The 16,282-nt window shown below is 65.0% G+C and carries 18 protein-coding genes; 17 read left to right on the top strand and 1 reads right to left on the bottom strand.

Annotated features, from left to right (window positions below):
• From BLX41_RS34140 to BLX41_RS01270, 17 genes are all read left to right on the top strand, one after another.
• Positions 1–873, top strand: an 873-nt coding sequence (locus tag BLX41_RS34140) for a TonB-dependent receptor (RefSeq protein WP_259744297.1), incomplete at its 5' end; no start/stop codon positions are given.
• Between the two features lie 41 nt (positions 874–914).
• Positions 915–1,703 (top strand): ABC transporter ATP-binding protein, encoded by a 789-nt coding sequence (locus BLX41_RS01345; protein ID WP_123723453.1) that lies wholly within the window; start codon positions 915–917, stop codon positions 1,701–1,703.
• Positions 1,700–2,659 (top strand): ABC transporter substrate-binding protein, encoded by a 960-nt coding sequence (locus tag BLX41_RS01340; protein ID WP_123723452.1) that lies wholly within the window; start codon positions 1,700–1,702, stop codon positions 2,657–2,659. The genes BLX41_RS01345 and BLX41_RS01340 overlap by 4 nt, the downstream gene beginning before the upstream one ends.
• Positions 2,656–3,666 (top strand): FecCD family ABC transporter permease, encoded by a 1,011-nt coding sequence (locus BLX41_RS01335; RefSeq protein WP_123723451.1) that lies wholly within the window; start codon positions 2,656–2,658, stop codon positions 3,664–3,666. Before BLX41_RS01340 ends, BLX41_RS01335 begins: the two co-directional genes overlap by 4 nt.
• A gap of 152 nt (positions 3,667–3,818) precedes the next feature.
• Positions 3,819–4,118, top strand: a complete 300-nt coding sequence (locus BLX41_RS01330; protein ID WP_123723450.1) for a 7(1) septoil knot domain-containing protein — start codon at positions 3,819–3,821, stop codon at positions 4,116–4,118.
• A gap of 225 nt (positions 4,119–4,343) precedes the next feature.
• Positions 4,344–5,609 carry an urea ABC transporter substrate-binding protein gene (urtA, locus tag BLX41_RS01325; protein ID WP_123723449.1) on the top strand — a complete coding sequence of 422 codons (1,266 nt, stop codon included), beginning with the start codon at positions 4,344–4,346 and terminating at the stop codon, positions 5,607–5,609.
• Positions 5,610–5,756: 147 nt separating this feature from the next.
• Entirely contained in the window at positions 5,757–7,259 is a 1,503-nt protein-coding gene (urtB, locus tag BLX41_RS01320; protein ID WP_123723448.1) for an urea ABC transporter permease subunit UrtB, read from the top strand.
• Entirely contained in the window at positions 7,259–8,338 is a 1,080-nt protein-coding gene (gene urtC, locus BLX41_RS01315; protein ID WP_123723447.1) for an urea ABC transporter permease subunit UrtC, read from the top strand. Before urtB ends, urtC begins: the two co-directional genes overlap by 1 nt.
• On the top strand, positions 8,335–9,195 hold the full coding sequence (gene urtD / locus BLX41_RS01310; protein WP_123723446.1) for an urea ABC transporter ATP-binding protein UrtD: 861 nt from the start codon (positions 8,335–8,337) through the stop codon (positions 9,193–9,195). The genes urtC and urtD overlap by 4 nt, the downstream gene beginning before the upstream one ends.
• Before the next feature lie 103 nt (positions 9,196–9,298).
• Positions 9,299–9,997, top strand: a complete 699-nt coding sequence (gene urtE / locus BLX41_RS01305) for an urea ABC transporter ATP-binding subunit UrtE (RefSeq protein WP_123723445.1) — start codon at positions 9,299–9,301, stop codon at positions 9,995–9,997.
• A gap of 30 nt (positions 9,998–10,027) precedes the next feature.
• On the top strand, positions 10,028–10,867 hold the full coding sequence (locus tag BLX41_RS01300; protein ID WP_123723444.1) for an urease accessory protein UreD: 840 nt from the start codon (positions 10,028–10,030) through the stop codon (positions 10,865–10,867).
• A 44-nt stretch (positions 10,868–10,911) separates the two neighbouring features.
• The gene (locus BLX41_RS01295) at positions 10,912–11,214 is read left to right on the top strand and encodes an urease subunit gamma (protein WP_123723443.1); all 303 of its coding nucleotides are present in this window, start codon (positions 10,912–10,914) and stop codon (positions 11,212–11,214) included.
• A gap of 9 nt (positions 11,215–11,223) precedes the next feature.
• Positions 11,224–11,757, top strand: coding sequence for a GNAT family N-acetyltransferase (locus BLX41_RS01290; RefSeq protein ID WP_123723442.1), 534 nt, complete (start codon positions 11,224–11,226; stop codon positions 11,755–11,757).
• 7 nt (positions 11,758–11,764) lie between these two features.
• Positions 11,765–12,298 (top strand): GNAT family N-acetyltransferase, encoded by a 534-nt coding sequence (locus tag BLX41_RS01285; RefSeq protein ID WP_110650910.1) that lies wholly within the window; start codon positions 11,765–11,767, stop codon positions 12,296–12,298.
• The gene (locus BLX41_RS01280) at positions 12,295–12,600 is read left to right on the top strand and encodes an urease subunit beta (RefSeq protein WP_123723441.1); all 306 of its coding nucleotides are present in this window, start codon (positions 12,295–12,297) and stop codon (positions 12,598–12,600) included. The genes BLX41_RS01285 and BLX41_RS01280 overlap by 4 nt, the downstream gene beginning before the upstream one ends.
• A gap of 109 nt (positions 12,601–12,709) precedes the next feature.
• Entirely contained in the window at positions 12,710–14,410 is a 1,701-nt protein-coding gene (ureC, locus tag BLX41_RS01275) for an urease subunit alpha (protein WP_123723440.1), read from the top strand.
• A 99-nt stretch (positions 14,411–14,509) separates the two neighbouring features.
• Positions 14,510–15,643: a sensor histidine kinase gene (locus BLX41_RS01270; protein ID WP_123723439.1), complete on the top strand. Its 1,134-nt coding sequence runs from the start codon at positions 14,510–14,512 to the stop codon at positions 15,641–15,643.
• A 290-nt stretch (positions 15,644–15,933) separates the two neighbouring features.
• On the opposite strand, the gene BLX41_RS01265 is transcribed toward BLX41_RS01270, so the two are convergent.
• Positions 15,934–16,236: a chaperone modulator CbpM gene (locus tag BLX41_RS01265; RefSeq protein ID WP_123723438.1), complete on the bottom strand. Its 303-nt coding sequence runs from the start codon at positions 16,234–16,236 to the stop codon at positions 15,934–15,936.
• Positions 16,237–16,282: the final 46 nt, after the last annotated feature.

Genomic DNA, 16,282 nt, shown 5'->3' with positions numbered 1-16,282 from the left:
AAGCAGATGTCGGTGTTCGCCGAAAACCGCCTGCAACTCAGCGAGCGCTGGTCCCTGGTAACGGGTGTGCGCCGCGACTATGTGCACATTGATCGCGATGACTTGAAGGACGACAGCCGGAGCGACAAGACCCTGACCGGCAACAACTGGAAGGCCGGGCTGGTGTTTGCCGTGACTCCGGACACCTCCCTCTACGGCCAGTACTCCACCAGCACCGACGGTGTCGGCGGGCTGATATCCCTGAGCAAGAGCCAGCAGCAATTCGACCTGTCCAGCGCCAGGCAGACCGAGATCGGCCTCAAGCAAATGTTCTGGGACCAACGTGGCGAATGGACCCTGGCGGCCTATCACATCGTCAAGAAGAAACTGTTGACCGACGTTCCCGGCGACCCGGACCAGAAACAGCAAGTGGGCCAGCAATCCTCCAATGGCCTGGAAGCCAGCCTGGACCTGCAACTGCCCCACGCCTGGCAACTGCAAGCCAACGCCGCCATCGTTCGCGCCCAGTACGACGACTTCCAGCAGGACGTCAACGGCGTACAAGTATCCCGCGACGGCAATCGCCCGGTGGACGTGCCGCGCCGCACCGCCAACCTGTGGCTGAGCAAAGCCATCAACGATGACCTGCGGGCCGGCGCCGGCGTGCGCTACGTGGATGCGCGCTACGCCGACATGGCCAACCGGAATCAGTTGCCCAGCTACACCGTGGTCGATGCCAACCTGTCGTGGAAAGCGCTGCCCAATACCACCCTGGGTCTGCAATTGAACAACCTGTTTGACCGCCAGTACGCACAAAGCCAATACAATGACGGCCAGCAATGGATACTCGGCGAGCCACGCTCGTTCTTCGTCACCGCTGACTACACCTTTTAACCCCACCTGGCGCTACGGCACGGGGATCACACGGACACCGCATGACCTCGCTGAACCTCACCAACCTGGCCTGGACACCCCTGGGTCAGGGTCACTGCCATCACCAGTTCCAACTGCGTGAGGCCAGCCTGCAAGTGGCGGCCGGCGAGTTCGTCGGCCTGATCGGGCCCAACGGCAGCGGCAAGACCAGCCTGCTGCGCTGCGCCTATCGCTTCAGCAAGCCGCAGCAGGGCGAGGTGCAGCTTGAGCATCAGAATGTGTGGAAGCAGTCGCCGCGCTGGTGCGCGCAACGCATCGCCGTGGTGCTCCAGGAATTCCCCGACGCCTTCGGCCTGACGGTGGAGGAAGTGGTCGCCATGGGCCGCACGCCCCACAAGGGCCTGTTCGATGCAGACACCCAGGAAGACCGCAGCATCGCTCGCGAGGCCCTGGAGTCGGTGGGCCTGCTGGGCTTCGAGGACCATGCTTTCGCCACCTTGTCGGGGGGAGAGAAACAGCGGGTGATCCTGGCCCGGGCCCTGGCCCAGCGGCCGCAACTGCTGATCCTCGACGAGCCGACCAACCACCTCGACCCGCGCTACCAGCTGGAGCTGTTGCAGCGGGTCAAGCGCCTGGGCATCGGCACCCTGGCCAGCATCCACGACCTGAACCTGGCCGCGGCTTTCTGCGACCGGCTGTATGTCCTCGATCACGGGCGCATCGTCGCCAGCGGTCCTCCCAGCGAAGTGCTCACCGTCGAGCTGCTGCGCAATGTCTTCGGCGTCGAGGCGCTGATCGACGCCCACCCCCTGTCCGGCTACCCACGAATCACCTGGATCACTCAACCATGACCTTGCGCTCCCTGCTCCGTTCCGGCCTCGCCCTGACCCTGTCGCTGGGCACTGCCCAAGCCTTCGCCGAAGCCACTCACTACCCGCTGAGCATCACCAGCTGCAACCGCGAAGTGACCTTCAAGCAAGCGCCGAAACACGCCCTCAGCCATGACATCAACATGACCCAGATGATGCTCGCCCTGGGGCTCAAATCGCGGATGGTGGGCTACAGCGGCGTCAGTGGCTGGAAGGCCGTGACCCCGCAAATGAGCACCCTGCTGGACGGTCTGCCGGAGCTGGCGGCCAAGTACCCTTCGGTGGAAACCCTGCTCAACGCCAACGTCGACTTCCTGTTCGCCGGCTGGGACTACGGCATGCGCGTCGGCGGCGACCTGACCCCGCAAACCCTGGCGCCCCTGGGGATCAACGTCTATGAGCTGACCGAGTCCTGCGCCTTCGTCATGAAACGCCCGGCGGCGAGCCTCGATGACACCTACAACGACCTGCGCAACCTGGGGCGGATCTTCGACGTGCAGGACCGGGCCAACACCCTGATCGCCCAGATGCAGGAGCAGGTCGCCGAGGTGCAGAAGGACCTGCCCCAGGACAAGCCACGGGTGTTCCTCTATGACAGCGGCGAAGACCGGGCCATGACCTCGGGTCGCCTGGGCATGCCCCAAGCCCTGATCGATGCCGCCGGAGGGCGCAACATTCTCGATGACGTCGAGGCCAGCTGGACCCGGATCAACTGGGAGACCGTGGTCGAGCGCAACCCGCAAGTGATCGTCATCGTCGACTACAGCGAAGTCACGGCCGAGCAGAAGCAGCAGTTCCTGCTGAACAACCAGGCCCTGCAAGGAGTCGACGCGATCAAGAACCAGCGCTTCATCGTCATTCCCTATGTGCAGGCCACCCCGGGCATCGACAACGTGCTGGCGGTGGAAACCCTGGCCAAGGGTTTCCACGGCGAATGATCAAGGGTCGTTATGCCTGGCTGTTGCTGACCCTCGGCGCGCTGCTGCTGGTGTCCTGCGTGCTGTCCCTGGGGTTTGGCCCGGCGCGGGTGCCGGCGGATGTGGTCTGGCGGATTCTCCTGCACAAGGCCCTGGGCCTGGGTACGGTGGACTGGAGCCCGGGCCAGGAGCATATCGTCTGGCTGATCCGCGTCCCGCGCATGCTCCTGGGGGCTCTGGTAGGCGCCGGGCTGGCGCTGATCGGCGCGGTGCTGCAGGCGGTGACCCGCAACCCCCTGGCCGACCCGCACCTGCTGGGGGTGACCTCCGGGGCCACCCTCGGCGCGGTGATCGTGGTGCTGCACCTGGGGCAGGTCATCGGCCTCTTGACCCTGCCCCTGGCGGCCTTTGTCGGCGCCCTGGCGAGCATGGTCCTGGTGCTGGGCATTGCCGCCCGCAACGGCCGCCTCGACAGCGACCGACTGCTGCTGTGCGGGGTGGCGGTGTCCTTCGTGATGATGGCGGTGGCCAACCTGCTGCTGTTCATGGGGGATCACCGGGCCAGCTCCGCGGTGATGTTCTGGATGCTCGGCGGCCTGGGGCTGGCGCGCTGGGAACTGCTGGCGATCCCTGCCGCCAGCGTGCTGCTGGGGCTGGTGTTGCTGCTGGGCATGGCCCGGCCGCTGAATGCCTTGATGGCCGGGGAACAGACCGCCGTGACCCTGGGCCTGAACGCACGCAACGTACGCTTCAAGGTGTTCCTGATCGCCTCCCTGATGACCGGGGTGCTGGTGTCCATCAGTGGTTCCATCGGTTTTGTCGGGCTGATGGTGCCGCACATTGCCCGGCGCCTGGTGGGCGCCGAGCACCGTCGGCTGCTGCCGGCGTGCGTGCTGCTGGGTAGCCTGTTCCTGGTCTGGGTCGATGTCGCTGCCCGCACCCTGATTGCCCCCGAGGACCTGCCCATCGGTGTGGCCACCGCGGCCATTGGCGGAGTGTTCTTCATCGGCCTGATGCGCCGCCGCTGACGGTACCCCGCCCCCCTGTAGGAGCCGGCTTGCCGGCGAAGGCGCCCTTGAGTCCTGTGTAGAAGGCGAGGGCCTCTTCGCTGGCAAGCCAGCTCCTACAAAGGTCGCCCTTGCTTTAAGATCGCGCGCTTGGATCTCTCAGGATGAGTCTCATGTTCAGAACCGCGCTCCTGGCCTTGCTCTTCGGCACCTCCCTTGGCGCCGCGGCCGACACCTCTGTCGATGTCTCGAAAATCTACGGCAACATCCAGTTCGTCAACAGCTTCCCCGACTACAAGGTCAAGGTGGTGAACTCCTTTCCCGATCTGAAGGTGAAGCAGGTCAACTCCTTTCCCGACTCGGCGGGCAAGTGGAAGATCGTCAACAGTTTTCCCGATTACAAGATCCAGATCGTCGACTCCTTTCCGGACTTCACCATCAAATATGTCGACGCCTTCCCCGGCGTGAATTGAAGCTCCCCTCCGATCACGGCTGCCGCTCTGCGGCAGCACCACAATGACGCATCCTCGCGCACCACGCCCTTGCCCAGGCCTCGTCTTGGGGCATCGCCTCTCCCGCCGTTGCAGTTAAAGCGACGTTTTCATGCCCTGCGCCGACTCGGCACATCCCTTGCAAAACAGCCCTTCAACAGTCCGCATCTACCACCTGAAAAATCAAGAGTTCATGGAGATCGCACAATGAAGCGTCGTAGTTTGCTCAAGGCTTTCACTCTCTCGGCAAGCATTGCCGCGATGGGCATGACCTGGACCGTCCAGGCCGCCGAAACCATCAAGGTCGGTATCCTGCATTCCCTGTCGGGGACCATGGCGATCTCCGAGACGTCCCTCAAGGACATGGCGCTGATGACCATCGACGAAATCAACGCCAAGGGCGGGGTCAACGGCAAGCTGCTGGAGCCAGTGGTGGTGGACCCGGCGTCGAACTGGCCGCTGTTCGCCGAGAAGGGCCGCCAGTTGCTGACCCAGGACAAGGTGGCGGTGGTGTTCGGCTGCTGGACTTCGGTGTCGCGCAAGTCGGTGCTGCCAGTATTCGAGGAGCTCAACGGCCTGCTGTTCTACCCGGTGCAATACGAAGGCGAAGAAATGTCGCCCAACGTCTTCTACACCGGCGCCGCGCCGAACCAGCAAGCAATCCCGGCGGTGGAATACCTGATGAGCGAGGACGGCGGCAGCGCCAAGCGCTTCTTCCTCCTGGGCACCGACTACGTCTACCCGCGCACCACCAACAAGATCCTGCGCTCGTTCCTGCACTCCAAGGGCGTGGCGGACAAGGACATCGAAGAGGCCTACACCCCTTTCGGTCATGCCGACTATCAAACCATCGTCGCCAACATCAAGAAGTTCTCCGCCGGCGGCAAGACCGCAGTGATCTCTACGGTCAACGGCGATTCCAACGTGCCCTTCTACAAGGAACTGGCCAACCAGGGCCTGAAGGCCACCGACGTGCCGGTGGTAGCGTTCTCCGTGGGCGAGGAAGAACTGCGCGGCATCGACACCAAGCCGCTGGTGGGCAACCTCGCGGCGTGGAACTACTTCGAATCGGTGGATAACCCGGTGAACCAGAAGTTCGTCGCCGCCTGGAAGGCCTACGCCAAGGCCAAGAACCTGCCGGGGGCGGACAAGGCCGTGACCAACGACCCGATGGAAGCCACCTACGTCGGCATCCACATGTGGGCCCAGGCGGTGGAGAAAGCCAAGTCCACCGACGTCGACAAGGTCCGCGAGGCGCTGGCCGGGCAGACCTTCGCCGCACCGTCGGGCTACACCCTGACCATGGACAAGACCAACCACCACCTGCACAAGCCGGTGATGATCGGCGAGATCCAGCCGGACGGTCAGTTCAACGTGGTCTGGCAGACCGAAGGCCCGATCCGTGCCCAGCCCTGGAGCCCCTTCATTCCGGGCAACGACAAGAAGCCGGACTACGCGGTCAAGAGCAACTGATCCGCACCTGACGCCTTCCCTGTAGGAGCGAGCTTGCTCGCGATGAGGTCCGCAGGACCGTCAACGAAAACCGCCCGGCTGGCCGCTGCGCGAATCGCGAGCAAGCTCGCTCCTACGGGTTATCCGGGCGCTTTCAAGGACATCGATATGCCCACTGCCCTTTACTGTTTCATCCTCGCCTGCCTGCTGTTGCTGCCATGGGCGGCCCAAGCCGGTGAGGCCGAAGACTTCGTCGCGGCCAATCCCGCGCAGCAGGCCCAGCTTCTGGAAAGCTGGGCCGCGCAGCCCGATCCGGCGCGCATCGAACTGCTCAACGCCCTGCAACAGGGCCAGTTGAGCATCGCCGGTGAAAGCAAAACCCTGCGCCTGAACAACCGCTTGCGGGGCCTGATCGACACCGCCCTGGCCAGCCATCAATTGCTCGCCGCCGATGCCGGCACCCGACTCGGCGCCGCCCGGCAACTGCAGAAAAGCGCCAAGCCGGCGCAATTGAAATTCCTCGATGCCCAGCTGGCAGCCGAGCAAGACCCCGGCGTGCACGACGCCCTGAGCCTGGCCCTGGCCAACCTGCAACTGGTGGACAGCGATCCGGCGGTGCGTCTGGCCGCCGTGCGCCTGCTGGGGGAAACCGGCGACCCGCTGGCCCGCACCCGCCTCGAAGGCTTGCTCGAACCCGGTGTCGAGGCCGATGCCAACGTGCGCACCGCCGCCGAAACCAGCCTGGCCCAGGTCAAGCGCAAGCTGCTGGTGGGCGAGATGCTGGGCCAGGCCTTCAGCGGCTTGTCCCTGGGTTCGATCCTGCTGCTGGCGGCCCTGGGCCTGGCCATCACCTTCGGCCTGCTGGGGGTGATCAACATGGCCCATGGCGAGATGCTGATGCTCGGCGCCTACGCCACCTACGTGGTGCAGCTGCTGTTCCAGCGCTACGCCCCGCAGGCCATCGAGTACTACCCGCTGCTGGCGCTGCCGGTGGCGTTCTTCGTCACCGCCGGGGTCGGCATGGCCCTGGAGCGCACGGTGATCCGCCACCTCTACGGCCGGCCCCTGGAAACCCTGCTGGCCACCTGGGGCATCAGCCTGATGCTGATCCAACTGGTGCGCCTGCTGTTCGGCGCGCAGAACGTCGAGGTGGCGAACCCGGCCTGGCTCTCCGGCGGCATCCAGGTATTGCCCAATCTGGTACTGCCCTACAACCGCATCGTGATCATCGCCTTCGCGCTGTTTGTCGTGGTGCTCACCTGGCTGCTGCTGAACAAGACCCGCCTGGGCCTGAACGTGCGTGCGGTGACCCAGAACCGCAACATGGCCGCCTGTTGCGGCGTGCCCACCGGGCGCGTGGACATGCTCGCCTTCGGCCTTGGCTCGGGCATCGCCGGCCTCGGTGGCGTGGCCCTGAGCCAGGTCGGCAACGTCGGCCCGGACCTGGGCCAGAGCTACATCATCGACTCGTTCCTGGTGGTGGTGCTCGGCGGCGTCGGGCAACTGGCCGGCAGCGTGCTGGCGGCCTTTGGTCTGGGGGTGGCGAACAAGATCCTCGAACCGCAGATCGGCGCCGTATTGGGCAAGATCCTCATCCTGGCGCTGATCATTCTGTTTATCCAGAAACGCCCGCAAGGACTCTTCGCACTGAAAGGACGGGTGATCGACTGATGAATCAACCACTGCTCATTACCGCCAGCCAGAAAGCCGGGCCCAAGGTCACGATCGCCGTCGGCGCGCTGCTGCTCCTGGTGCTGCTGGCCCTGCCGCTGCTGTCGCTGCTACCGGCGGACCACCCGCTGCAGGTCTCGGCCTACACCCTGACCCTGGTGGGCAAGATCCTCTGCTACGCCATCGTCGCCCTGGCCCTGGACCTGGTCTGGGGCTACGCCGGGCTGCTGTCCCTGGGCCACGGCCTGTTCTTCGCCCTGGGCGGCTACGCCATGGGCATGTACCTGATGCGCCAGGCCGCCGGAGACGGCCTGCCGGCGTTCATGACCTTCCTGTCGTGGAACGAGCTGCCCTGGTACTGGACCGGCACCGAGCATTTCCTCTGGGCCCTGTGCCTGGTGGTGCTGGCGCCGGGGCTGCTGGCCCTGGTGTTCGGTTTCTTCGCCTTCCGCTCGCGGATCAAGGGCGTGTACTTCTCGATCATGACCCAGGCCCTGACGTTTGCCGGGATGCTGCTGTTCTTTCGCAACGAGACCGGCTTCGGCGGCAACAACGGCTTCACCAACTTCCGCAGCATCCTGGGTTTCGGCATCACCGAACCGGGCACTCGGGCGGTGCTGTTCCTGGCCACGGTACTGCTGCTGGTAGGCAGCCTGTACCTGGGCTGGCGCCTGGCCCGGAGCAAGTTCGGCCGGGTGCTGACCGCCCTGCGTGATGCCGAGAACCGCCTGATGTTCTGCGGCTACGATCCCCGTGGCTTCAAGCTGTTCGTCTGGGTCCTGAGCGCGGTGCTCTGTGGCTTGGCCGGGGCCCTGTACGTGCCCCAGGTGGGCATCATCAACCCCAGCGAAATGTCCCCCACCAACTCCATCGAAGCCGCCGTGTGGGTCGCCCTGGGCGGACGCGGCACGCTGATCGGACCGCTGCTGGGAGCCGGGCTGGTGAACGGCATGAAAAGCTGGTTCACCGTAGCCTTCCCCGAATACTGGCTGTTCTTCCTCGGCGCACTGTTCATCGTGGTGACCCTGTACCTGCCCAAGGGCGTGATCGGCCTGCTGAACAAACGAGGTGAACAATGAGAGTCACAGCGACCGCGGATTTCATGCTCGAACCCATCCTCGAACCCAACAAGGACCAGGGCAGCAGCCGCGACGCCATCGGCCTCGGGCACGCCGCCGGCAAGGGCCTCAACACCCGCCACGGCACCATCCTGACCCTGGAAGACATCAGCGTCAGCTTCGACGGTTTCAAGGCCCTCAACGACCTCAACCTGTACATCGGCGTCGGCGAGCTGCGCTGCATCATCGGCCCCAACGGCGCCGGCAAGACCACCCTGATGGACGTGATCACCGGCAAGACTCGCCCCACCCAGGGCAAGGCCTGGTTCGGCGAAACCCTGGACCTGACCCAGATGAGCGAAGTGCAGATCGCCCAGGCCGGGATCGGCCGCAAGTTCCAGAAACCCACGGTGTTCGAGGCCCTGAGCGTGTTCGAGAACCTGGAGCTGGCGCAGAAGACCGACAAGTCGGTGTGGGCCAGCCTCGGGGCACGCTTGAACACAGAACAGCAGGACCGCATCGCCCAGGTGCTGGAGACCATTCGCCTGAGCCCTTCGGCCCAACGCCAGGCGGGCTTGCTGTCCCACGGCCAGAAACAGTTCCTGGAGATCGGCATGCTGCTGATGCAAGACCCGCAACTGCTGTTGCTGGACGAGCCGGTGGCGGGCATGACCGACGCCGAGACCGAATTTACCGCCGAGCTGTTCAAGACCCTGGCGGGCAAGCACTCGCTGATGGTGGTGGAACACGACATGGGCTTTGTCGGCTCGATTGCCGACCACGTCACCGTGCTGCACCAGGGCAGCGTGCTGGCCGAAGGGTCCCTGGAGCAGGTGCAGGAAAACGAACGGGTGATCGAGGTGTACCTCGGCCGTTAGCGCAACCGCCGTTCGCCGGCAAGCCGGCTCCTACCCCTCCCGTAGGGGCTGGCTGGCCAGCGAAGACCACCCCGCAATCCCCACAAAATTCGAGTACCCGACCATGCTCCAAGTCGACAAGCTGCACCAATACTACGGCGGTAGCCACATCCTGCGCGGCCTGAGCTTCGAAGCCCGGATTGGCGAAGTCACCTGCCTGCTGGGGCGCAACGGCGTGGGCAAGACCACCCTGCTCAAATGCCTGATGGGCCTGCTGCCGGCCAAGGAAGGCGCGGTCAACTGGGAGGGCCGGAGCATCACCGGCTACAAGCCCCATCAGCGCGTCCACGCCGGGATCGCCTACGTGCCCCAGGGCCGGGAAATCTTCGGCCGCCTGACCGTGGAGGAAAACCTGCTGATGGGCCTGTCCCGCTTCCCCGGCTCCCAGGCCAGGGAAGTGCCGGCCTTCATCTACGAACTGTTCCCGGTGCTGTTGCAGATGAAGCAGCGCCGTGGCGGCGACCTCTCCGGCGGCCAGCAGCAACAACTGGCCATCGGTCGCGCCCTGGCCAGTCGGCCCCGGCTGCTGATCCTCGATGAGCCCACCGAAGGCATCCAGCCCTCGGTGATCAAGGAGATCGGCGCGGTGATCAAGAAACTCGCGGCCCAGGGCGATATGGCGATTCTGCTGGTGGAGCAGTTCTACGACTTCGCCGCCGAACTGGCCGACCAGTACCTGGTGATGTCCCGGGGCGAAATCGTCCAGCAGGGCCGTGGGGAAAATATGCAGGCAGAAGGTGTACGCGGCCTGGTTACGATCTAATCTGTAGCCTCCTAACGATAACGACCCAGCATGAACTCACCTGCCGTCACCGCCCTGTTCACCCCCAGCTGGCACGCCGAGCTGGAGCTGGCCTACGCCCGTTTCGGCACCACCACGCGCCCGGTCCTGCGTCGCCACCTGGGCCCGCTGCGGGTGCAGAAGCACTTGTATGCCGAGGGCCCCGAGGTGTGCCAGCACATCATCGTCCACCCACCCGGCGGCATCGCCGGCGGCGACCAACTGGCCATCAGTGCCCGGGTCGACCACGGCGCCTGGGCACAGCTGACCAGCCCCGGTGCCGCCAAGTGGTACCGCGCCACCGGCCCTGCCAGCCAGACCCTGAGGCTGCAAGTGGCACCGGGGGCAACCCTGGAATGGCTGCCCCAGGAAACCATTGTCTTCAGCGCCGCCCAAGCCGAACTGACCACCCTGATCGAACTGCAAGGCGATGCCCGGCTGTTCTACTGGGACATCGTGGCCCTGGGACGCCCGGCCAGCGGCGAGCGCTTCGAGCAAGGGCACTTCCAGGCTCACCTGGACATCCGTCGCGACGGCCGGCCGCTGTGGCATGAACGCCAGCGCATCAAAGGCGACGACGGCCTGCTGGACTCCCCCATCGGCCTGGACGGCCAGCCGGTGTTCGCCACGTTGCTGGTGACCGGTGAAATCGACAGCGAACTGCTGGAGCGTTGCCGCGCCCTGGCGCACCCGGTACGCGGCGACCTGAGCCAACTGCCGGGCCTGCTGGTGGCCCGCTGCCTGGCCAGTGAAGCCCTGCAGGCCCGGGCCTGGCTGATCGACCTGTGGCGCCTGCTGCGCCCGGCGCTGCTGGACCGCGAGGCCGTGCCGCCGAGGATCTGGAACACCTGAAGCCGACTCTCTTTTTTTAACTGCCCAACAACGGATTGATCACGATGGACCTGACCCCACGCGAAAAAGACAAGCTGCTGATCTTCACCGCCGGCCTGGTGGCCGAGCGGCGACTGGCTCGCGGCCTCAAGCTCAACTACCCGGAGGCCATGGCCTATATTTGCGCGGCGCTGCTGGAAGGCGCCCGGGATGGCCAGACCGTGGCTGAACTGATGCACTACGGCACCACCCTGCTCAGCCGTGAACAGGTGATGGAAGGCATCCCGGAGATGATCCCGGAGGTCCAGGTCGAGGCCACCTTCCTCGACGGCACCAAGCTGGTCACTGTCCATCAACCCATCGCCTGAGATCGCGCCATGACCTATCGCATCCGCGACGCGTTGCACGCCGATCTGCCGGCGATCCGCGACATCTACAACGACGCCGTGGCCAATACCACGGCGATCTGGAACGACTCGCCGGTGGACCTGGGCAACCGCCAGGCCTGGTTCAGTGCGCGCCAGGCCCAGGGCTACCCGATTCTGGTGATCGTCAACGCCGAGGAGCAGGTGCTCGGCTACGCTTCCTTCGGCGACTGGCGACCCTTCGACGGCTTTCGCCACACCGTGGAGCATTCGGTCTATGTCCGCAGCGACCAGCGCGGCAATGGCCTGGGTCCACAGCTGATGGCGGTGCTGCTGGAACGCGCCCGTGGCTGTGACAAACACGTGATGGTGGCTGCCATCGAAAGCACCAACGTCGCCTCGATCCGCCTGCACCAGCGCCTGGGCTTCATCAGCACCGGACAGATGCCCCAGGTGGGCACCAAGTTCGGGCGCTGGCTGGACCTGACCTTCATGCAGCTGATTCTCAACCCCGGGGCACAACCGCCGGCCCCTCACAAGGAGTGACCTCTCGATGAACGCCGCCCAACTGCGCCGAGTCCATGGAGAAAGCTTTGCCCATTACCGTCAAGGATTGATCGACCTGCTGCTGGATTCGGTGCACCACGGCGCGTCCATCGGCTTCATGGCCGATCTGGACGACAGCCAGGCCCGGGACTACCTCGGCAGCGTGCAGGCCGGGGTCGAGGACGGCAGCCTGATGCTGTGGGTGGTGGTTCACGATGAGAAGGTCCTGGCCAGCGTGCAGCTGGCGCTGTGCATGAAGGCCAATGGGCGCAACCGCGCCGAGGTGCAGAAGCTTCAGGTGCTGCACAGCGCCCGGCGCCGTGGACTGGGCCAGCAATTGATGAACGCCCTGGAACAGGCCGCCCGCCAGCACAAGCGCGGGCTGCTGTACCTGGACACCGAGGCAGGGTCGGCGGCCGAGGACTTCTACCGTTCCCTGGGCTACACCCGGGTCGGCGAGCTGCCCAACTACTGCCAGAGCCCGGACGGCACCTATACCCCCACCGCCATCTACTTCAAGACCCTGGGACAACCCCTATGATTCCTGGCCAATACCAGATCCAGCCTGGCGAGATCGAACTCAATGCCGGGCGCCGCACCTTGACCCTCAGCGTGGCCAACAGTGGCGACCGGCCGATCCAGGTCGGCTCCCACTATCACTTCTTCGAAACCAACGACGCCCTGACCTTCGACCGTGCCGCCAGCCGCGGCATGCGCCTGAACATCGCCGCCGGGACCGCCGTGCGCTTCGAACCGGGACAGACCCGGGAAGTGGAACTGGTGGAACTGGCCGGCAAGCGCCGGGTGTTCGGTTTTGCCGGACGCATCATGGGCGACCTCTGATCCCTCGACCCTACGCGCGTAGGAGCCGGCTTGCTGGCGAATGCGGCCTTTCGGGCCCCGTCGCCGGCAAGCCGGCTCCTGCAAGACCTGTTTTTTGTAAGGAGCTGCGATGAAGATTTCCCGTGAGGCCTATGCCGACATGTTCGGCCCTACCGTGGGCGACAAGGTGCGGCTGGCCGATACCGAGCTGTGGATCGAAGTGGAGAAGGACTTCACCACCTACGGCGAAGAAGTGAAGTTCGGCGGTGGCAAGGTGATCCGCGACGGCATGGGCCAGAGCCAGCTGCTGGCGTGCGATGTGGTCGACACCCTGATCACCAACGCCCTGATCATCGACCACTGGGGCATCGTCAAGGCCGACGTCGGCCTCAAGGACGGGCGCATCGCCGCCATCGGCAAGGCCGGCAATCCGGACATCCAGCCCGATGTGACCATCGCCATCGGTGCCAGCACCGAGGTCATCGCCGGTGAGGGCATGATCCTCACCGCCGGCGGCGTCGACACCCATATCCACTTCATCTGCCCGCAGCAGATCGAAGAGGCGCTGATGAGCGGCGTCACCACCATGATCGGCGGCGGCACGGGACCTGCCACCGGGACCAACGCCACCACCTGCACCTCCGGGCCCTGGCACATGGCGCGCATGCTCCAGGCCGCGGACGCCTTCCCCATGAACATCGGCTTTACCGGCAAGGGCAACGCCAGCCTGCCGGAGCCCTTGATCGAGCAGGTCAAGGCGGGGGCCATCGGCCTCAAGCTGCACGAGGACTGGGGCAGCACTCCGGCCAGCATCGACAACTGCCTGAGCGTGGCCGACGAGTACGACGTGCAGGTGGCGATCCACACCGACACGCTGAACGAGTCCGGCTTCGTCGAAACCACTCTCGGCGCCTTCAAGGGCCGGACCATCCACACCTACCACACCGAAGGTGCCGGCGGCGGCCATGCCCCGGACATCATCAAGGCCTGCGGCTTCGCCAATGTGCTGCCCAGCTCCACCAACCCGACCCGACCCTTCACCCGCAACACCATCGACGAACACCTGGACATGCTCATGGTCTGCCATCACCTGGACCCGAGCATCGCCGAGGACGTGGCCTTCGCCGAGAGCCGCATCCGCCGGGAAACCATCGCCGCCGAGGACATCCTCCATGACCTGGGGGCGTTCTCGATGATCAGCTCCGACAGCCAGGCCATGGGCCGGGTCGGCGAAGTGGTGACCCGCACCTGGCAGACCGCCGACAAGATGCACAAACAGCGCGGCCCGCTGCCGGGAGACGGCCCGGGCAACAGCAACTTCCGGGTCAAGCGCTACATCGCCAAGTACACCATCAACCCGGCCATCACCCACGGCATCAGCCATGAGGTGGGCTCCATCGAGGTGGGCAAATGGGCCGACCTGGTGCTCTGGCGCCCGGCCTTCTTCGGGGTCAAGCCGACCCTGATCCTCAAGGGCGGGGCCATTGCCGCCAGTTTGATGGGCGACGCCAATGCCTCGATCCCGACCCCACAGCCTGTGCACTACCGGCCAATGTTCGCCAGTTATGGCGGTAGTCGCCACGCCACCAGCCTGACCTTTATCAGCCAGGCCGCACTGGACGCCGGAATACCGGAGCAATTGGGGCTGAAAAAACGCATCGCCGTGGTCAAGGGTTGTCGCACGGTGCAAAAGAGCGACCTGATCCACAACGACTACCTGCCGGACATCGAGGTCGACCCGCAGACTTATCAGGTCAAGGCCGATGGTGTTCTGCTGTGGTGTGAACCGGCGGATGTGCTGCCCATGGCCCAGCGTTACTTCCTGTTCTGAGGTGTGTCCGGCCACTGGGCAGGCGCGGTGTTGAAGCCGCGGATAAGGCGCTAAGATGCGTGTCGGTTTTCCACTCTCTGCCCAGTAAGGTGCCCGGCTATGCGCCTGTCCGATTTCATCGTGCAGCACGTTGATCGAATTGTTGATGAATGGGAACAATTTGCCAGGACCCTGGCGGCGGACACCCTGACCCGCAGCGACCTGCGGGATCACGCCACCTCGATTCTGCTGGCTGCTGCCCGTGACATGCGCATCACCCAGAGCCCGGGTGAACAGTTGGCCAAGGCCAGGGGCGAAGGCCCGGAGAAATCCCCCAGCCTGGACGAGGCCGCCGCCAGCCATGGCGAACTGCGTCATAACGTGGGTTTCGATCTGGTGCAGATGACGTCCGAGTTCCGCCACCTGCGGGCCTGTGTGATCCGCCTGTGGGTCGCCAGCCTGGTGACGCCGGACCTGGAACACCTGCAGGACATGATCCGTTTCAACGAGGCCATCGACGAAGCCCTGGCCGAGTCCACCTGCGCCTACGCCGAGCAGGTCAGCCGCTCACGGGACATCTTCCTGGCGATTCTCGGCCACGACCTGCGGGCGCCGCTGCAGGCGGTGAGCATGTCCACCGAGATGCTGGCGCGCAAAATGCCGCTGGATGGCGAGGCCCAGGCCTTTGTCTCACGCATCAAGACCGGCACCCGACACATGGGCGCCATGGTCAGCGACCTGCTGGAGTTCGTCCGCAGTCGCCTGGGCAATGGCCTGCCCATCGATCCCGCGCCCATGGACCTGGCCAGCGCCGCCAAGGCCGCCATGGACGAAGCCTGCGCCGGACAGCCCGATTGCACGCCGCTACTGAGTTTCGAGGGTGACAGCCATGGCATCTGGGACCGGGGGCGTATCGAGCAGATGCTGCAGAACCTGATCGGCAACGCCCTGCAGCACGGCAGCAACCGCCGCACCGTGACCGTAACCATTACCGGCGGTGCGGAACAGGTGCTGTTGACCGTGCACAACTATGGCACGCCGATTCCCAAGGACGCCCTGAGCACTCTGTTCGATCCTTTGGTGCGCAGTGCCGATGAAGAACTGGGCAGTACCAGCACCAGCCTTGGCCTTGGGCTGTTCATCGTCAAGGAAGTAGTGACCGCGCACCAGGGCAGCATCGAGGTCAGCTCCAACGAGAGCGATGGCACCACCTTCGCCGTGATCCTGCCCCGCGTCTCCCGCGCCACCTCGTAGGCGCTGGCTTGCCAGCGAAGGCGTCGGCACAGATTGCGCAAGGCCCAAGGTCCTTTCGCCGGCAAGCCGGCTCCTACAGCGAGCGGATGGCAAACCGTAGGAGCTGGCTTGCCAGCGAAGGCGTCGGCACAGATTGCGCAAGGCCCAAGGTCCTTTCGCCGGCAAGCCGGCTCCTACAGCGAGCGGGTGGCAAACCGTAGGCGCTGGCTTGCCAGCGAAGGCGTCGGCACAGATTGCGCAAGGCCCAGGGGCCTCTTCGCCGGCAAGCCGGTCCTACGCGACAAGGAGGGTCAATCCAGCAGCAGGCGGCCCAGGCGCTGCTTGAGCATCTGGTTCTCGGCCCGCAGCTGCCGCACTTCGTCCAGCAGGTCCAGCGCCAGGGCGACGCCTTCCCACTCCAGGTCCAGGTCGCGGCGCAACTTCGCCGCGCGCTTGGCCAGGGACAGTTCGACATCGTTGAAACGCCAGTCCTTGGGCGCCGTCCCCTGAGGTTCGAGGATGCCGTGTTCGACGATTTCGATCACGTAGGCCGCCGACAGGTCGGCCACTTCACAGAACTCTTCCATGTCCAGCTGAACGATCAGGGTGCTCATGATCAGCGCCTCCTAGTGTCGAATCAGAAATTTTCCCGAGGGTCGA

Origin of the sequence: Pseudomonas protegens (genome assembly GCF_003732485.1) — a bacterium.
GTDB classification, from domain to species: domain Bacteria; phylum Pseudomonadota; class Gammaproteobacteria; order Pseudomonadales; family Pseudomonadaceae; genus Aquipseudomonas; species Aquipseudomonas protegens_B.
This window is presented reverse-complemented; position numbering and strand designations above follow the sequence as displayed.